The sequence below is a fragment of the Mangrovicoccus sp. HB161399 genome, from assembly GCF_013184745.1.
Classification (GTDB): domain Bacteria; phylum Pseudomonadota; class Alphaproteobacteria; order Rhodobacterales; family Rhodobacteraceae; genus Mangrovicoccus.
Map to the genome: position 1 here is coordinate 12,958 of NZ_JAATVU010000042.1, position 16,324 is coordinate 29,281.

At 71.6% G+C, this 16,324-nt stretch carries 15 protein-coding genes; 10 read left to right on the forward strand and 5 right to left on the reverse strand.

What is annotated here, in order from left to right:
• Positions 1 to 125 precede the first annotated feature (125 nt).
• Entirely contained in the window at positions 126 to 785 is a 660-nt protein-coding gene (locus HCC78_RS20475) for a response regulator transcription factor (protein ID WP_172330657.1), read from the forward strand.
• Positions 782 to 2,131, forward strand: coding sequence for an ATP-binding protein (locus HCC78_RS20480; RefSeq protein WP_172330658.1), 1,350 nt, complete (start codon positions 782 to 784; stop codon positions 2,129 to 2,131). Before HCC78_RS20475 ends, HCC78_RS20480 begins: the two co-directional genes overlap by 4 nt.
• Positions 2,132 to 2,214: 83 nt before the next feature.
• Here HCC78_RS20480 and HCC78_RS20485 read toward each other — a convergent pair whose 3' ends face one another.
• On the reverse strand, positions 2,215 to 2,706 hold the full coding sequence (locus HCC78_RS20485) for a DoxX family protein (protein WP_371743873.1): 492 nt from the start codon (positions 2,704 to 2,706) through the stop codon (positions 2,215 to 2,217).
• Between the two features lie 356 nt (positions 2,707 to 3,062).
• Positions 3,063 to 3,536, reverse strand: a complete 474-nt coding sequence (locus tag HCC78_RS20490) for a ferritin family protein (RefSeq protein WP_172330660.1) — start codon at positions 3,534 to 3,536, stop codon at positions 3,063 to 3,065.
• A gap of 195 nt (positions 3,537 to 3,731) precedes the next feature.
• On the opposite strand from HCC78_RS20490, the gene HCC78_RS20495 reads away from it, so the two are divergent.
• The 5 genes from HCC78_RS20495 to HCC78_RS20515 all read left to right on the forward strand — a co-directional run bounded on the left by HCC78_RS20495 (position 3,732) and on the right by HCC78_RS20515 (position 8,299).
• Positions 3,732 to 4,016, forward strand: coding sequence for a PepSY domain-containing protein (locus HCC78_RS20495; protein ID WP_216671239.1), 285 nt, complete (start codon positions 3,732 to 3,734; stop codon positions 4,014 to 4,016).
• Positions 4,017 to 4,018: 2 nt separating this feature from the next.
• Complete coding sequence (locus HCC78_RS20500; RefSeq protein WP_172330661.1) at positions 4,019 to 4,603, forward strand: cytochrome b/b6 domain-containing protein; 585 nt, start codon at positions 4,019 to 4,021, stop codon at positions 4,601 to 4,603.
• Positions 4,584 to 5,264 (forward strand): response regulator transcription factor, encoded by a 681-nt coding sequence (locus HCC78_RS20505; RefSeq protein ID WP_172330662.1) that lies wholly within the window; start codon positions 4,584 to 4,586, stop codon positions 5,262 to 5,264. The genes HCC78_RS20500 and HCC78_RS20505 overlap by 20 nt, the downstream gene beginning before the upstream one ends.
• Complete coding sequence (locus tag HCC78_RS34485; protein ID WP_216671240.1) at positions 5,261 to 6,658, forward strand: HAMP domain-containing sensor histidine kinase; 1,398 nt, start codon at positions 5,261 to 5,263, stop codon at positions 6,656 to 6,658. The genes HCC78_RS20505 and HCC78_RS34485 overlap by 4 nt, the downstream gene beginning before the upstream one ends.
• 168 nt (positions 6,659 to 6,826) lie before the next feature.
• Positions 6,827 to 8,299: a DUF1254 domain-containing protein gene (locus tag HCC78_RS20515; RefSeq protein ID WP_172330663.1), complete on the forward strand. Its 1,473-nt coding sequence runs from the start codon at positions 6,827 to 6,829 to the stop codon at positions 8,297 to 8,299.
• Between the two features lie 662 nt (positions 8,300 to 8,961).
• On the opposite strand, the gene HCC78_RS20520 is transcribed toward HCC78_RS20515, so the two are convergent.
• Positions 8,962 to 9,885: a LysR substrate-binding domain-containing protein gene (locus HCC78_RS20520; RefSeq protein ID WP_172330664.1), complete on the reverse strand. Its 924-nt coding sequence runs from the start codon at positions 9,883 to 9,885 to the stop codon at positions 8,962 to 8,964.
• A 110-nt stretch (positions 9,886 to 9,995) separates the two neighbouring features.
• Here HCC78_RS20520 and HCC78_RS20525 point away from each other — a divergent pair, with 110 nt between their 5' ends.
• The gene (locus HCC78_RS20525; protein ID WP_172330665.1) at positions 9,996 to 10,901 is read left to right on the forward strand and encodes a DMT family transporter; all 906 of its coding nucleotides are present in this window, start codon (positions 9,996 to 9,998) and stop codon (positions 10,899 to 10,901) included.
• Positions 10,902 to 11,926: 1,025 nt separating this feature from the next.
• Here the strand turns inward: HCC78_RS20525 and HCC78_RS20530 are convergent.
• Positions 11,927 to 12,541, reverse strand: coding sequence for a DedA family protein (locus tag HCC78_RS20530; protein ID WP_172330666.1), 615 nt, complete (start codon positions 12,539 to 12,541; stop codon positions 11,927 to 11,929).
• Positions 12,542 to 12,650: 109 nt separating this feature from the next.
• Between HCC78_RS20530 and HCC78_RS20535 the strand changes: the two genes are divergently transcribed.
• Both HCC78_RS20535 and HCC78_RS20540 read left to right on the forward strand, forming a co-directional pair.
• On the forward strand, positions 12,651 to 13,625 hold the full coding sequence (locus HCC78_RS20535) for a zinc transporter ZntB (RefSeq protein ID WP_172330667.1): 975 nt from the start codon (positions 12,651 to 12,653) through the stop codon (positions 13,623 to 13,625).
• Positions 13,626 to 13,936: 311 nt separating this feature from the next.
• Complete coding sequence (locus tag HCC78_RS20540; protein WP_172330668.1) at positions 13,937 to 14,158, forward strand: hypothetical protein; 222 nt, start codon at positions 13,937 to 13,939, stop codon at positions 14,156 to 14,158.
• A gap of 1,290 nt (positions 14,159 to 15,448) precedes the next feature.
• On the opposite strand, the gene HCC78_RS20545 is transcribed toward HCC78_RS20540, so the two are convergent.
• On the reverse strand, positions 15,449 to 16,198 hold the full coding sequence (locus HCC78_RS20545) for a YbaY family lipoprotein (RefSeq protein WP_172330669.1): 750 nt from the start codon (positions 16,196 to 16,198) through the stop codon (positions 15,449 to 15,451).
• Positions 16,199 to 16,324: the final 126 nt, after the last annotated feature.

The window sequence follows — 16,324 nt, forward strand, 5'->3', positions numbered from 1 at the left end:
GGCCATGCCGATGCCATTCATGCGTCGCGAAGCTGACGGCAGCCTGAAGCAAGGGGCGGGCCGCCGTCAGGCTCGCGTCAGCCCGGCCGGCCATTGGAGGATCAGCGGAGAAGGACGGAAACACAATGCGCATCCTGCTGATCGAGGACGACACGGTTCTGGGCGCCGCGGTGCGCGACCAGATCGCGGCCGACGGCCAGACGGTGGATTGGGTGGCGCGGCTCGACACGGCGGGCGATGCGCTGCGCGCCGCCGCCTACGACCTGGTGCTGCTGGACCTGATGCTGCCGGACGGGCGCGGCATCGGCTTCCTGCGGGACCTGCGCGCGCGGGGCGACGTGACGCCGGTGATCATCCTCACCGCGCTCGACCAGGTGTCGGACCGGATCGACGGGCTGAATGCCGGCGCCGACGACTACCTGGTGAAGCCCTTCGACCTGGCCGAGCTTTCGGCGCGGATCGGGTCCGTTGCCCGGCGCTATTCGGGCAACCCCAATCCGATCGTCACCCATGGACCGCTCGAGATCGACCTGGCTGCGCGCAGCATCTGCCGCGGCGGCGTTCCGGTGCAGCTGACCCAGCGCGAATGGGCGCTGTTCGAGGCCTTCCTGGCCCGTCCCGGCCAGCTGCTGTCGAAGGCGCAGCTGGAGCAGAAGCTCTATGCCTTCGATGCCGAGGTGGAGAGCAACACGATCGAGGTCCATGTCAGCCGCCTGCGCAAGAAGCTCGGCAGCGCCGTGATCGAGACCGAGCGCGGCATGGGCTACCGGCTGGGCCGGCCGTGAGGCTGCCGCGCAGCCTCCAGGGGCGGCTGGGCCTGTCGGTCGGGCTGGTGCTGTCGGTGCTCTGGCTGCTCGCGGCGACGGGCACGGCGCTGATCGTGCGGGCCGAGCTGGACGAGGTGTTCGACAGCGCGCTGAGGGGAACCGCCGAGCGCATCCTGCCGCTGGCGGTCACCGAGATCGTGGCGCGCGACGATGTCGGGGTCACCCAGAGGCTCGCGCCGATCCGCGCCCATGACGAGTTCTTCACCTATGTCGTGCGCGATGCCGAGGGCCGCATCCTGCTGCAGTCGCACAAGGCCGATCCGGCGGTGTTCCCGCCCTATGAAGGCAGGGGGTTCAGCCGCACGGACCGCTACCGGCTCTACAGCGACGCGGCGCTGCAGGGCACGGTCAGCATCACCGTCGCCGAGCCGCTGTCGCACCGCGCCGATGTCGCGCGCGAGATCCAGCTGGGCCTCGGCCTGCCGCTGCTGGTGGTTCTGCCGGTGGCGCTGGCGGCGATCATGGCGGCGGTGCGGCGCAGCCTGGCCTCGCTGCGCCGCTTCCGGACCAGCCTCGAGGCGCGCAATGCGCGCGATCTCTCCGCGGTGCCCACCGACGGGCTGCCTGCCGAGATCGCGCCGCTGGCGGCAACGCTGAACAGCCTGCTGGCAAGGCTGCGGGAGGCGTTCGAGGCGGAGCGGAGCTTCGCGGCCAATGCCGCGCACGAGCTGCGGACGCCGCTGGCCGGCGCGATCGCGCAGGCGCAGAGGCTGCGCTCGGAAACCCGGGACGCCGCTGCGGCAGGGCGGGCCGCCGAGATCGAGGCGACGCTGAAGCGCCTGACGCGGCTTTCGGAGCGGCTGATGCAGCTGGCGCGCGCCGAAGGCGGGCGGCTGCGGATGGACCGCAGCGCCGATCTGCGCACCGTTGCCAGGGTGATGGCGGAGGAGTTCGCGCGCCGAGAGGCGCCGGACCGGCTCCGGGTGCGCCTGCCGGAGATGCCGGTCATGTCGGATCTGGACCCGGACGCCTTCGGGATCGTGTTCCGCAACCTGGTGGAGAATGCCTTGCGGCACGGCAGCGCCACCGCCCCGGTGGAAGTGGAGCTGTCGCCGCAGGGCATGCTGAGCGTCGCCAATGACGGCCCGCCGGTCCCGCGCGGCGCGCTGGACCGCCTGACGGCCCGCTTCGAGCGCGCGGACGCCGGAACCGACGGCAGCGGTCTCGGGCTGGCCATCGTAGCCGCCATTGCCGAACGGATCGGCGGCACGCTGTCCATCCGCTCGCCCTGTCCGGGCAGCAGCACCGGGTTCCGCGCGGAGCTGCAGCTGCCGGTGGACATGGCGGCGGGGGAGGGCGGCTGACCGCGCGGCGTGCCGGGCCGGAGCCGGAACGCAAGCGGCCCCGGAGCCGCCTTGCGCGGTTCCGGGGCAGGATGTGGGCCGGGCTAGAACTCCTTGGCGAGGTGCCGGTCAACCGAGAAGTAGCCGCCGCCGAAGGCCGCGATCAGCGCTGCCCCGGCCGCCCAGAAGAGCGACGCGTAGATCGCCTTTTCCTGGATGCGGGCGCCGAAGGCCATGCCGCCGTCGCCCAGAAGGGCGGCCTGCGCACCCGGCGTCAGGAGGTCGGGATTGGCCGTCAGGTAGGCGAGGCCCTCGGCCGTGAGGAAGGGCTCGGGATAGGGGTGGATCATGTGGAACCACAGCGTGATCAGCAGCATCACCGCATTTGCCAGGGCGATCGGACGGGTCAGGAAGCCCACCGCGATCAGCATGCCGCCGAAGAACTGCATTGCCGCCAGCAGCGGCGACCAGAACCAGCCCGGATACATGCCGAGCGACTCGACGAAGCCCGACTGGGCGAGCGGCGCGACGATCTTGGGCCAGCCGGCGACGACGAGGCTGAGCCCGACCGCCAGGCGGAAGCCGAGCCAGCCCACGGGCTCGGCGAATTTCGAATAGACCGGGGAGAGAAACGGGATGACGAGCGCGGTCCCGCGGGGGAATGAAGATATCGGCCATTCTGCTGTCTCCTGTGAGATCGCTGGTTGTCGTGGCGGTACTCTAGGCCGGTTCTGCCGGTGCATAAATACCGGCCACCGCACCGGGACTGTGCGGAAACTGCTGGCAATCCATTGATCCAAATCATTTTTAGGGGCCTTGAAAGGGCGGGCGCTCCTTCATTGCGCCGGCAGATGGGGCGCCCCCAATACCGGGGCGGCCCGTCCGGCGGGACGGGCGCGGGAGCCCGCCGCCGGGCGGGGATGCCCCGACGGGAAAGCCGGGGCAGGGCGCGCTATTCCGCGGCCTTCAGCTTGTCGAGCGCGGCCTTGTAGGACGCGTAGTGGTCGCCTTCGTCGGCGGCGATCTGGCGGAACATGTCGGCGACCTTCATGTCGCCTGCGGCCGCTGCCTCATCCGCGAACCGGACGTACATGACGGTGTTCTCGTAATGCTCCCCGGCCATTGCGTCGAGCAGGTCGGCCTCGTTGCCCGCGACCAGGCCGAGCGCGTCGGCTTCGCGGTCGAAATGCTCGTTGGCCTCGACATTGGCGTTCTCTGCGAACAGCGCTGCCAGCTCGGGATTGTCGTTGCGGCGCGCGAATTCCGAATAGGCGAGGTATTTCAGGTTGGCGAAGGCCTCGCCATGCATGGCGGTCTGCAGGTTCTCGACGGTCTGCGGGTCCAGCGCGTTCCCGGCCAGGACCGGGCAGCCGGCCAGCGGGCTTGCGGCGATGGTGCCGAGCAGGAGGGTGCGGAGAGGTTTCATGAGGTCAGGCTCCATGTTGCGGACGGTGCCCTTTGGGGGCAGCACGGCCACCCTCGGACGCGGTGCTGACAATTGCCTGACGGCGCCCGGAAATTTTTCCGCGGCTCCGTCAGGTGGCTGTCAGCCTGCTGCGCCAGTGTGGCGGCGTGCCCTGCTTCCGGGGCCGTCCTCCAGACCGAGAAAGGACATCCTGACATGACCCGCATGAAAGCCGCGCTGGCCGCCCTCGTTCCCTGCCTGTGCCTCGCCGCCGGGGCGGCCGCCGCCAGCCCGACCTGCACTGCCGAGCCGCAATCCGCCTGGCTGACAGAGGCGCAGATGAAGCAGAAGATCGCCGAGATGGGCTATGGCGAGATCAAGGTGTTCCGGACCTCGACCACCGGCTGCTACGAGATCTACGGCTACAACAAGGACGGGGTGAAGGCCGAAGTCTATTTCAACCCGGTCACCGGCGAGATTGTCGAAGAGAACCTGAACTGACGATGGCGGATCTCGGCTGGGGTACCGCCCGCAACGGGCGGATCCGGGTGTGGGACCCGTTCGTTCGGGTCTTCCACTGGAGCGTCGTGGCCGCCGTCATCCTGAACCAGGCGGTGCTCGATCCCGGCAAGACCGCGCACCGCTATGTCGGCTATGCCGTTGCAGGCCTGCTGGCGCTGCGGCTGGTCTGGGGCTTCGCCGGGACGCGGCATGCGCGGTTCCGCGATTTCGCCGCGCCGCCGGGCCGGGTCCTGCGGCACCTGGCGGCCGCGCTGCGCGGGCGCGATCCGCGCTATGTCGGGCACAACCCGGCGGGCGGCGCGATGATGCTGGCGCTGATGGCGCTGCTGGCGGCGATCTGCCTGACCGGATGGATGCAGAAGCTCGACATGTTCTGGGGGGTGATCTGGGTGGAGGATCTCCACGCGATCCTGGCCGATCTGCTGGTCTGGATGGCTCTGCTGCATGCGGCGGCGGCTGTCCTGGAGAGCTTCCGCCACCGCGAGAACCTGATCTGGTCGATGGTCGACGGCCGCAAGCGGGCGGAGCGGCCCGGGGAGGCCGGGCATGCGGGTCCTGCTGGTTGAGGACAGCGCGAGGCTGTCCGAACTGATCGTCGCCGGCCTTTCGGCGGCGGGCTTCGCCGCCGATCCTGCCGCGACGCTGGCAGCGGCGGAGGCGGCCGCCGAGGCGGTGCCCTATGACCTGATCCTGCTCGATCTGGGCCTGCCAGACGGCGACGGGGCCGCCTTCATGCGGCGGCTCCGCCGGGGCGGCTGCCTCACGCCGGTGCTGATGGTCACCGCGCGGTCGGGGCTCGACGACAAGGTGCGGGGGCTGGACGCGGGTGCCGACGACTACCTGGTCAAGCCGTTCGAGCTGCGCGAGCTGCTGGCGCGCTGCCGGGCGGTGCTGCGCCGTCCCGCCGCCTGTCTCGGTCCGGTGCTGAGCTTCGGCGATATCGAGCTGGACTGCGCGGCGCGCCGCGTGGCGGTGGCCGGGCAGCCGGTGCACCTGCCGCCGCGCGAGACCGACCTGCTGGAACTGCTCCTGCGCCGGGGCGGCCAGGTGGTGGGCAAGCCCGCGATCGAGCAGGCGCTCTATGCCCTGGCGTCCGAGGTGACGCCGAACGCGCTGGAGGCCGTCGTCTCCCGCCTGCGCCGCCACCTGGCGCAGGCCGGTTCGGCTGCCGGGCTGCACACGGTGCGCGGCATCGGCTACATGCTGGCCGCGGCGGAGCGGCCGTGACCGGCGCGGCCGCACGGCGGGCCCGTCCGCTCCGGGTGCGGATGACCATCCGGCTGGGGCTGGTGGCGCTGCTGTTCTTCTCGATCCAGCTGCTCAGCGTCCTGTGGATCTACGTCCGCAACCCGAACGCGCTGGACGAGCTGCTGGTCACGGCCGAGGCCGGGCGCATCGCGGCGGCGCTGGTTGCCGCTCCGGAGGGGCCCGAGCTTGCCGATCCGCGGGCGGTGCCGGAGCCCTTCGCCGGCGGCACCACCCGCGCCTTCCTGATCCATGACTCGGTCGGCAACATCGTCCTTCGCCATGACGACGGCACGCTGCGCGTCGCCGACGAGCCGCCCGCCTCCTTCGTGGTGATCCGCACCCAGCGGGAGCAGCACGGCGCGCGGTTCCTGCTGTCGGGCACGCGGCGGATCGCGCTGGCGGGCCAGCCGCTCTGGATCGGGCTGGCGATCTCCGGCGAGGGGTTCCGCCCCTTCGTTCCGGTCATCGCCGACGAGATACGGGTCCATGTCATCTTTCCGCTGGTGCTGCTCTCGGGGCTCTACCTGCTGTTCAATTTCGGTGCGGTGCGCAGCGCGCTGAAGCCGTTGGAGGCGGTCATGGCCACGGTCGACCGCATCGACCCGGCGCAGGTCGGCCAGCGCATCGCGCCGCCCGCCCGGCCGGTGCGCGAGGTCGAGGCGCTGGTCGCCTCGGTCAACCGCATGCTGGCGCGGATCGAGCAGTCGGTGCGCGCGCTGCAGGATTTCGCGGCCGACGCGGCGCACGAGCTGCGCACGCCGCTGTCGATCGCCATGCTCAATGCCGGGGCGCTGCCGCCCGGACCCGCGCGCGAGGCCTTGCTGTACGATCTTCAGGCGATGCGGAGGCTGATCAGCCAGATGCTGGACATGTCGCATGCCGACGCTCTGGAGATCCCGGCCGGGGCGGAGGCGGACCTGGCGGCGATCGCGGCCGGGGTGGTGGCGGATCTGGCGCCGCTTGCGGTCGCGCGCGGGCGCAGCATCGCCTTCCGGCCCGCGCCCGGTCCGCTGCCTGTCCGCGGCCATGCGGATGCCATCGGCCGCGCCCTGCGGAATCTCGTGGAGAATGCGCTCCAGCATGGCCCTCCAGGCAGCGAGGTCGCCGTGTCCTGCGGTCCGGGCGCGCAGATCTGCGTGCGCGATTCCGGCCCGGGCATTCCGCCGGAGCGGCGCGCCGAGGTGCTGCAGCGCCACCGGCGGCTCGCCCCGGGCGATGGCGGCGGGGCGGGCCTCGGCCTCGCGATCGCCCGGACGATCATGGCCGCGCATCGCGGACGGATCGAAATCGGCGATGCCCCGGGCGGCGGCGCGGCTGTCCGGCTGGACTTCCGCCGAGGCGGTTCTGCCGACGGCGGCGAAGGCAGCGCCTGACGGCGGTCCCGGCCGCCGCTGCCCCGCATGCGGTCCCTGCGCGGCTGCGCGGGGCCGCGGACGAATCTGCGTGGCGGTGCCGCATATGATCCAGCGCAACGACAGGGGCCCGGCGCCGCGGATCATGTGCGGAAAATAAAATGCCGTGAAAATTGACGGGAGGATCACATGGACAAGCGAACCTTTCTCTTGCGGAGCCTGGCTTCGGCCGCTGCCGGGCTGGCCCTGGCCGCGTCTTCCGCCCGGGCCCAGGCCCCGGACATCACGCCCGGCGAGGCGCGCGCCATTGCCAGGGACGCCTATGTCTACGGCTATCCGCTGGTCGAGAACTACCGCATCCAGTACACTTATTTCGTCGACGGCAGCGGCGCCGAATACAAGGGCCCGTGGAACACGCTGATCAATATCGCGCGTCTCTACACGCCCGAGGACACCGCGATCCAGACGCCGAATTCCGACACGCCCTATTCGATGCTCGGCGCCGACCTGCGCGCGGGGCCGCTCGTGCTGAGGGTGCCCGAAATCGAAAAGGGCCGCTACTATTCCCTGCAGTTCATCGACGCCTACACGTTCAATTTCGACTATGTCGGCAGCCGGACCACCGGCAACGGCGGCGGAACCTATCTGCTGGCCGGGCCGGGCTGGTCCGGCGACGCTCCGGCAGGGATCGACAAGGTGCTGCGGTCCGAGACCGAGTTCGCGCTCGTGATCTACCGGACCCAGATGATGGGGCCGGACGATCTGGACAACGTGAAGAAGATCCAGTCGGGCTACGGGGTCCAGCCGCTCGCGGCGTTTCTCGGCCAGTCCGCTGCGGGCGCGGAGGCGCCGCCGCTGGAGAAGCCGAACGTCCTGCCGACCCGGGTCACGGTCGCTCACCCGGTGACGCAGGCATTGGTGCCGGTCGCCCAGAAGGAAGAGCGCACCGATCCGAAATTCTTCGAGATCCTCGACCTGACGCTCAAGCTGGGGCCGGTTCCGGAGGCCGAGAAGGACATCCGCGCCGAGATGGCCAGGCTCGGCATCGGCACGGAAGCGGGCTTCGATGCCGCCAAGCTGCCGCCGGAAATCCTCGCGGCAGTGAAGGCAGGGATGTCCGATGCCTGGGACGCTTTCGGCACTTTCAAGAAGACGCAGATCGAGACCGGCAAGGTGACTTCGGCCGATCTGTTCGGAACGCGGGCGAAGATCGGCGGGAACTGGATGTACCGCATGGCCGCGGTGATCCTGGGGATCTACGGCAATTCGCCGGAGGAGGCGCTGTATCCGGCGCTGCAGGTCGATTCCGGCGGCCAGGGCCTGTCGGGCGCCAATGCCTATACGGTGACCTTTCCCAAGGGCCAGCTGCCCCCGGTCAAGGCCTTCTGGTCGGTGACGATGTACGACCTGCCGCAGAGCCTGCTCGTGGCGAACCCGATCAAGCGCTACCTGATCAACTCGCCGATGCTGCCGGGTCTGGCGATGGACGATGACGGGTCGCTGACGATCTACGTCCAGAACCAGCCGCCCGGAGACGGAAAGGAGTCGAACTGGCTGCCCGCGCCCGAGGGGCCGTTCTGGATGGCGCTGCGGCTCTACTGGCCCGATGACGCCGCCCTGAAGGGCGAATGGACGGCCCCCAAGGTCGTGAAGGCGCATTGAGCGTCCGGTCATCGCCCGGGCGGGCCGCCGCGGGATTTCCTCTGCCGGATGCGCGGCTTCAACGATGCGGTGCAGGCACTTCGGCCGGGACGGCATCGCCCTTGGCCTCGGTTCCCGGAGGTTGCCCGGCCCGGACCGCCGGGCAAGGGCCTGCACGCGGAACGAGTTGGCTTGGAGGCGGCGCGGTTTCCCGTCTTGCCCGGTCCCCGTCCGGCGACAGGGACGGCAGGGTCCATGCCGCGGTCCGGGGAGGCCCCGGTCATGGCCGAACCTCCCAAGGCCTCGCCTGGGCGCAGTCCCGCCAGCCGGACGGTGCGCAGAGGCAGCAGCCAGCGGCATGATTTCGCCGCCAGCGCGGTGATGCGGCTGGGCAGGTTCGCCGGGGCCGCCTCCATCGCCGTGCCCTGGAGCGGCACCCGGGGCGGGATGGAGCCGCAGGCCTTCCGGGTGGTGGCTGCGCCTGTCGCGCAATGCGGCGGACCGGCCGGCGCCCCTTGCAGCGGGCTCCCGGCGGCAGGAAGCGGACGACGCTGCTTCCGTCTGTCTGTCCTGCCAGCCCGGTCCAGCGGTCCCGCCGGAAGAGGGCGCGTCCCGCGGCGGGACCAAGGCACGGCGGAGGGCCTGGACCGCGCCGTCCAGGCCTGCCGCAGGCGCGCGCGGGGCTAGGCGGCGGCTGCAGCGCTTGCGGCAATCCAGGACAGGAAATCGCGAACGTCGGGCCGGGCCATCGCGGCCGGGGTCGCGACCGCGTCGTAGCCCAGATCGGTCGCGACCGTTGCAGGGAAGGGCTCGACCAGAAGCCCCGCGGCAATTGCATCCTGCAGCACCGGACGGCTGCCCAGCACGACGCCCTGGCCTGCGATCGCCGCCTGCAGCGCAAGGTTGTAGTCGCGGAAGGCAAGCCCTGCGGCCGTCTCCGGAAGGCGGACGCCGAGCCGCCGCAGCCAGGGCGCCCATGCCATCAGTTCCCGCGTTGCCGAGTCCCGGCCGAGAGCGGCCATGTCCCAATGTATCAGCGGCACGCGGGCAAGATCCGCGGGCGCGCGGATCGCATCGGGACCGCTGGCCAGCGCCGGGCTGCAGAAGGCCGAGAGTTCCTCGCGGAACAGCCGCTGTGCTACCAGCCCTTCCTCCGGCCGGGCGCCGAAGCGGATCGCGACATCGGCATCTCCGCGCTGCAGGTCGGCGAGGGCCAGGGAGGTGTCGATCAGGACATCGGTGCCCGGGAAGTCCCGGCGGAAGCGCTCGAGCCGCGGCACCAGCCAGGCGGCGGCGAAGGACGGCTCGGCGCTGACCACCAGCCGCCGACGCCCGTCATGCGCACGGATGCGCGCCACGCCGCGGGCGAGCAGGCCGAAGCCCTGTGCTAGTTCCGCCAGCCCCTCCGATCCCGCTGCGGTCAGCCGCAGCCCGCGGCCGTCGCGCTCCACCAGCGGCGTGCCGAGCGCCGCCTCGAGCCGGCGCACCAGCTGCTTCACGGCCGAGGGCGTGACGTTCAGCTCTTCGGCCGCGTGCAGGAAGCTCAGGTGGCGCGCGGTCGCCTCGAAGGCGCGCAGGGCATTCAGGGAAGGCAGCCAGTCCGACATGGGAAGGAAGATAATCTGTTTTCCGGCGGAAGATCAAAGCATTTGCGAAAAGGGCCGTTCCGGGAGAGAGGGGGAAGATCATCCGACGTCACGGAGCTGCAGGAGGCCGCATGGCACAAGAGGCAGGACCGCGCCTGGCGGGCATGGTCGTCATCGTCACGGGCGCCTTTTGGGGGCTCTACTGGATCCCGGTGCGGGCCCTGGCCGCCGCCGGGCTGCCGGGCGCCTGGGGCACGCTCGCCATCACCGCTGCGGCGGCCGTGCTGCTCGGCCCCCTGGCATTGAACGCCCTCCGGCGGGGGGCGCGGGCGGATGCGGCCGCCGTGGCGGCCACGGCGCTCGGCGGCGCGGCTTTCGCCCTCTATTCGGTCGGCATGGTCGAGGGGCGCGTTGCCGTCATCGTGCTCCTCTATTTCCTGACGCCGGTCTGGAGCACGCTGATCGGCCAGGTGGCCATGGGCTGGCGGACCCCGCCCCTGCGGATCGCGGCGATGCTGGCGGGGTTCTGCGGCCTGGCCGCGATGCTGGGCGCCGGGGGCGGCGCGCCCTGGCCGCGCGGTGCCGGGGAATGGATGGCACTTGCCGCCGGGATGCTCTGGTCGGTTGCCACGACCGCGATGCATGTCCGGCCCGCGCTGCCGCCTGCCGTCTCTGCCTTCGCGCTGGCTGCGGGCGCGGCACTCACGGCGGCGCTGCTGGCGCCGGTGCTGGGTCCGCTGCCGCAGGGCGCGGGCGGGCTTGCGGAACCGCTGGCCTGGGCTCTTGCCGCCGGGGGGCTGTGGTGGGGGCTTTCGGCCTCGGCGCTGCTCTGGGCCGCGGCACGGCTGGAACCGGCCCGCACCGGCATCCTGCTGATGGCGGAAATCCTCGTGGCCGCCGCCAGCGCCGCGCTGTTCGCGGGCGAGCCGCTCCTGCCTGCGGAGATTGCCGGCGCGGCGCTGGTGCTGGGCGCGGGCCTTCTCGAGGCCTGGCCGCAGCCGCCGCGACGGCGTCCCTGTCCGAAGGTCGCCATGTAGCAGCCGCGGATTGCGGTCTGTCCGGTTGCCGTGGCGCGGGAAGCCGCGCGGGGACACATCCGGACGCCAGCCACCGGCCCGCCGCGGCCGGAGCAGACCGGCCAGGGCCAGCGCGTCGGCAGCAGGGTCTTTCCGGACCCCGGCGGAGGGCGTTTGCCAGCGCGGCGCAGGTCGTCCCGACGCCGAGGCGCAGCCGCCGGTGCGCAGGGGCGGCGGTGGCTCAGCCTTCCCGGCAACGCAACAGGCGCCCGAAGGTGGAGACCGGTCGCGGCATGCCCCCGTCGCTGCGACGGAAGATGCCCGGTCGACCCAGCTTGGATATGGGCCCGGCGGGCATGGCTCCGCCTGCCCAGCTCGGCCGGAGGCCGGGCTTGGGCGAGTGCGCTGCTGCGAGGGCGTTCCCGGACCCCGGCGGGCAGTGTTTGCCGCCGCAGCGCTGGCCCGCCCGACGCCTGGGCGCAGCTGCCGGGGAGCGCAGTGCCCGCAGCTCCCACTCTTGGCACCGTAAGGCGGCAATACGGCAGATATCGGGAGCGGCATGGTCCGTCACCACTGCGGAAGAGACCGGATCGAGCGAAGTTGCGTGCGTGCTCGCCGTGAAGGCCCTCGCCAGTCCGCGGGGACCGGAAGGATCCGCCCCGGTCCGGAGTTCCGATTGCTGGTCTTTTCCTGAGCCGGGCGGTGAAGATTGCCTGCGCCATCCCCGCCTGCCCGACGCTTGCGTGCAGCCTCCGGGGTGAAGGGGCGCCGTAGCTCAGCATTTCTGGTGCCGGAGACTGCGCCCGAAGGCGGCTATCGGCGGAGGCCCGGCGCGGCATGGTCCGTCACCACGGCGGAAGAGCGTGACTCGAGGCATGTGCGCACGCGTGCTCGGCGTGCATTGCCTCGCCGGACCGACGCGAGCGCAGAGATCGGGCTCGAGTTCCGTTGGCCGGTCTTTCCCGGAATCCTGCGGGCGGTTGCCTGCACGCCGCAGGTCGGTCCGGAGCCTGGTTGCAGGCGCCGGAGGGAGCGGCGGCGGCCGCTCAGCCTTCCCTGCGGCGCAGCCGGCGTCCGAAGGTCGCGACGCGGTAGAGATAGAGCCCGGCGATCGCCGCCACCACGGCGGTCGAGACCGGGTCGAGCCAGGCCTGGACGCGGGAATAGCCGGATTGCAGCCACCAGCCTGCGGCAGCCAGGAGGCCGGTCCAGGCCAGCGTGCCGATGGCCGACCAGGCCAGGAATTCGCCGAAGGGCATCCGCGCGAGGCCGGCCGGCACCGAGATGAAGGTCCGGACGCCGGGCACGAGCCGGGCGATCAGCACCGCTGCCCGGCCATGCCGCGCGAACCAGTCCGAGGCGCGGTCGACGTCGCCGGGTGCGATCGTGAGCCAGCGGCCGTGCCGCGCCGCCAGCGCCTTCAGCCGCTGTGCGCCGAGCTTCCGTCCGACCCAGTACCAGAAGGCCGCGCCCGCCAGGGATCCTGCGGTGCCGGCCAGGATCATGGCGGCGAGCCTGCGGGCGGAGGGCGCGGCCTCGAACCCGGCCAGCGGCATGACAAGCTCGGAGGGGATCGGCGGGAACAGGTTCTCCAGGAACATCAGCACAGCGGTTCCCGCATAGCCCAACGCCCCCATGATCCCGGCAATGACGTCGAACATGGCGCGCTCTGCCTCCTTGGCTGCCTCCCCGGGAACAAGCCGCGGCCGCCATGCATTGTTCCCTGCGGCCGGGCCCGTCCTGCCGCGCGCGCACAGCCAGGATGATACGTTGGACCCGCATATCCTCTTCGCCTACAGCCTCTCCGGTCCGGAACGCGGCCATCCGATCGCGACAGATGCGGAGATCGCCGCGGCGCTTGGCGCCGAGGCTCCGGCCTGGCTGCACCTGTCTGCGTCGGATCCGGCCAGCGATGCCTGGATCGACCGCCACATGGCCTATCTCGACGCGCCTGTGCGCGACGCGCTGACCGAGCCGCTGACCCGGCCGCGCGCCGTCAGGATCGGCGGCGGGCTGCTCGTGAACCTGCGCGGCATCAACTTCAACGAAGGCGACGATCCGGGCGACATGGTCTCCGTGCGGATGTGGATCGACCCGCACCGCATCGTGTCGCTGTCGCGGCGGCCCCTGCGCTCCGTGCGCGCGGTGGCGGATCGCGTCGCCTCCGGGCAGGGGCCGGAGCGGTCGGGCGACCTGCTGGCGCAGCTGGTGGAGGAGCTGACCGACCGGATCGAGACGCAGGTCGCCGATCTCGAGGACCGCGCCGAGCGGCTGGAGGCGCTGGTCGTGGCCGATCCGCGGCCCGAACTCGGCAGCGAGCTGTCCGGGCTGCGGCTGGAACTGATCGAGCTGCGCCGCTTCCTGTCGCCGCAGCGCGACGCGGTGCAGGCGATCCTGCGCGCCGGGCTGGACTGGATCGACGGCGGCGACCGGCAGCTGATCGCCGAGCAGCATGACCAGCTCAGCCGGGTGATCGAAACGCTCGACGCGCTGCGCGACCAGTTCCAGACGATGCGCGACGAGCTGGAGGCGGCGCGTGCGGACCGCACCAACCGCAACCTCTACATCCTGTCAGTGATCTCCGCGGTGTTCCTGCCGCTCGGCTTCCTGACCGGGCTGATGGGGATCAATCTCGGCGGCATGCCGGGCGCGGGCTGGCCGTTCGGCTTCTGGGTCTTCAGCGGCCTGCTGGCGGGGGTGGGCATTCTGGTCCTGCTGCTGATGCGGCGCCTGCACCTGTTCTGACGGCTTGGCCCCGGGGCCCCTGCCGCCAGCAGGCCGATGACATGTTCCGTCCGCCCCGCGCATCTCAGGCCGGCAGACCCAGCGCACGGCCGGAACCAGCCGGGGCAGCGAGACGTTCCAATTCGGGCCTGTCCCGGACGTCCCTTGCGGTGCCGTGCGGCAGGCGCGCGCCGGACGGCGGTCGGCCGCCCTGCGGGCCGGATGCGGGGTCGACAAAGCTTACACATTTGCAAACTCGGCAAGAGGCGCCCGTGAGGTGCGGCCTCTAGATCGGATTCATCGACGTCACCATGGAACAAGGGAGACCGGACATGGACAGGATCAGGACCGCGATTGCAGGACTTCTCGTTGCGCTGGCGATGGCGGCGGGGCTCGGCCTGGGCCTTCTCGCGCTTGCGGGCGCCGCCGTCATCGGAGGCGCGGCCGTGCTGGCTGCGCGGCTTGCAGGGCCGCAGATTTTCAGGGCGGCAGAGCGGCACGCGGAGGAACTCCGGGCGGAGCGGGCCCGCGATGTCACGGTCACTGCCGCGTGAGGCCTTGGCGGGAAGTGCCCGCAGCGGCCCCCTGTCGGCCCGGAGGCGCGTTTCCGCGGCGTTCCGGTGCCGCAATGCCGTGCGGGGGCCGGGCGCTGTCCGGCCCGCCGGAACGGGTCTGGCAGAAGGTGTCGGGCTCGCGCGCTTCGGCGGAACGCCCGCCATGGGGACGTCCCGGACAGGCTTCCGCCCGGCCCGGGATATTGGCCCCGATGCCGCGGCGCATGGGTCAGGGCATCGAGCGGATGCGCGGCCGCCGGAACCGTGCAGGCTCCGGCGGCCGGGGTGACCGGCAGCCCGGCCATATCACCTCTGCCTTTTGCCTCGGGACAACCCGGGTTGCGGCGAGGCAATGCCGCCATCGCGGCGACGGCCAACGACATGTGCGGCCGTCCGGATTGGCTGGCGCGCCCGCGTGCCGGCGCAAACGGCGCTTCGGCGGCGGGCTCGCAGGTTGCATCCCCCGCTCCGGGCGCGGGACGGCACTACGCAGGGCGAGGCATTGTCGAAACCCGTTCCGCAGGGCAGCGGGAATGGGATGCATATGGATGGTGCGGGCTTGCGGCCGGCAGGACGGTGCCGCCAGTGTCCATCCTTCCGGACCAGCCCGTTCCGCGGCCGGTGAAACGGCCCTCGTGCCCATGCGGCTGCGCGGACCAGGTGCCGGTTGCCGGATGTTGCCGGTGCCCCGCGGTTGCATCGGTGCCCGACCCAACGCGGCGCAGGTCCGGCAGACCGCCTGCCTTCCCGATCACGGCAAGCCCGGTTCCTCTGTCGCCCGGCTTCCATAGCGGCGGGGCCGTCCGCGGATCGCCGGGCATCAATTCCGCCGCGCCCGGCCCCGGCACATCGGCCAAGGGCCGGTTCTCCGCCGCTGCGGCCCGAGCCATGTCGCTCCTGCCATGCCGAAGGCAGCCCGCATTGCCGATCTTGCAACCGGTCCTGTGCCGGTTGCCGCGGAGGCGCAGTCGCCGCGTTTCAGCGGAGATGCCCATGCCGGGGCGGCCCCGCCGAAGGTTCTGGGGACCGTCGCCGGCACGGGTCTCGTCGGCTCCCGCAGCGGCAACGTGCTCATTCCGCCAGGGTATCCTTTGGGAAGGCGGCGTCGGCCGTGGCAACGGTTCCGAAAGCTCCTCGCGCCAGTCCAGGCTGGCTGCGGAAGGTTGGGCCGGGGGACCATGCCCGGTATGCGGCCTGCGGGCCGCAAGGTCCGCGGGGACGAAGGCCGGGACGCCTTCGCCCGCATGGCGGGGCCGCGGGCAGCGCCTGCCACGCGGCGACCCTCCTCTGTCAGAGGCGCGAGAGCACGGCGATCGGCTGGCCGGTGCCGTCCATCAAAATGAGCTGATGCAGTTCGGGGTCGATCCTCCAGGACGCCGCCAGGCCTAGGGCGCGGAGGAACTTCTCCTCCTGGTCCATGATGGCGGGGGGGCAGAGCTTCCGCGTCGCCGCGACCGGGCCGAAGGCGATGCCGCTGCCCGAAACCGTCGCCTGGCCCGAGATGCTGTTGCAGCCGCCCGATCCGGACACCGTGCCGTCGGCGGCGATCTCGAGGACCGTCCGGAGCTGGTCGATCACGCCGTCCCCGCCGATTTCCTCCGCCAGCCAGAGCCCGGCAGGCGAGGCGGGCTGGGCCGCGGCCCGTTCGACCAGGATATCGGTGCTGTCCTCGCCCCCGGTGAGGACTCCGAAATGCCGCTTGGTCAGGAACAGCACCCGGTCTCCGGCCAGGATCCGCGCGCGCAGGGCGTAGCGGTGCCGCTCGTCGATCGCGCTGCTGTCATAGCCGAGGGCGAAGGCGACCGGCACCTGCGTCTCCGGTGCGAAGCTGGTTTCCGCAATGGTCAGCGCGGGCGCGTCGGCGCGCGAGACATCCTGCAGCTTGACTTCGACCGTCGCGTCCGGCGGCAGGACGATGCGCTCGAGATAGGTGACCGTGCCGGTGAGGGTGGCGGGTTCTGCCATCGTCTGGACTGCCGCCAGGAGGAAGAGGGCCAGCGCGCCACCGAGGCGGCGGATGGGAATGCGGGTGTCGGTCATGGCAGGGCTCCATGGATCAGGCTGCGCCGGGGCGGTCCCGTTCCGGCCGACAAGGCGGCAGCGAAGGGACCGCCGGCCCGCCCAGGATGCCGGGTCCGCGGGAGATAGGCAAATCCTGATCTCGCC

Bases quoted from the DNA above. Each gene is read 5' to 3' on its own strand.
- HCC78_RS20520 (WP_172330664.1), bottom strand. From the start codon at position 9,885: ATGTCGGACTGGCTGCCTTCCCTGAATGCCCTGCGCGCCTTCGAGGCG.
- HCC78_RS20515 (WP_172330663.1), top strand. From the start codon at position 6,827: ATGGACAAGCGAACCTTTCTCTTGCGGAGCCTGGCTTCGGCCGCTGCC.
- HCC78_RS20495 (WP_216671239.1), top strand. From the start codon at position 3,732: ATGACCCGCATGAAAGCCGCGCTGGCCGCCCTCGTTCCCTGCCTGTGC.
- HCC78_RS20490 (WP_172330660.1), bottom strand. From the start codon at position 3,536: ATGAAACCTCTCCGCACCCTCCTGCTCGGCACCATCGCCGCAAGCCCG.
- HCC78_RS20540 (WP_172330668.1), top strand. From the start codon at position 13,937: ATGGACAGGATCAGGACCGCGATTGCAGGACTTCTCGTTGCGCTGGCG.
- HCC78_RS20505 (WP_172330662.1), top strand. From the start codon at position 4,584: ATGCGGGTCCTGCTGGTTGAGGACAGCGCGAGGCTGTCCGAACTGATC.
- HCC78_RS20500 (WP_172330661.1), top strand. From the start codon at position 4,019: ATGGCGGATCTCGGCTGGGGTACCGCCCGCAACGGGCGGATCCGGGTG.
- HCC78_RS20530 (WP_172330666.1), bottom strand. From the start codon at position 12,541: ATGTTCGACGTCATTGCCGGGATCATGGGGGCGTTGGGCTATGCGGGA.
- HCC78_RS20475 (WP_172330657.1), top strand. From the start codon at position 126: ATGCGCATCCTGCTGATCGAGGACGACACGGTTCTGGGCGCCGCGGTG.
- HCC78_RS20525 (WP_172330665.1), top strand. From the start codon at position 9,996: ATGGCACAAGAGGCAGGACCGCGCCTGGCGGGCATGGTCGTCATCGTC.
- HCC78_RS20545 (WP_172330669.1), bottom strand. From the start codon at position 16,198: ATGACCGACACCCGCATTCCCATCCGCCGCCTCGGTGGCGCGCTGGCC.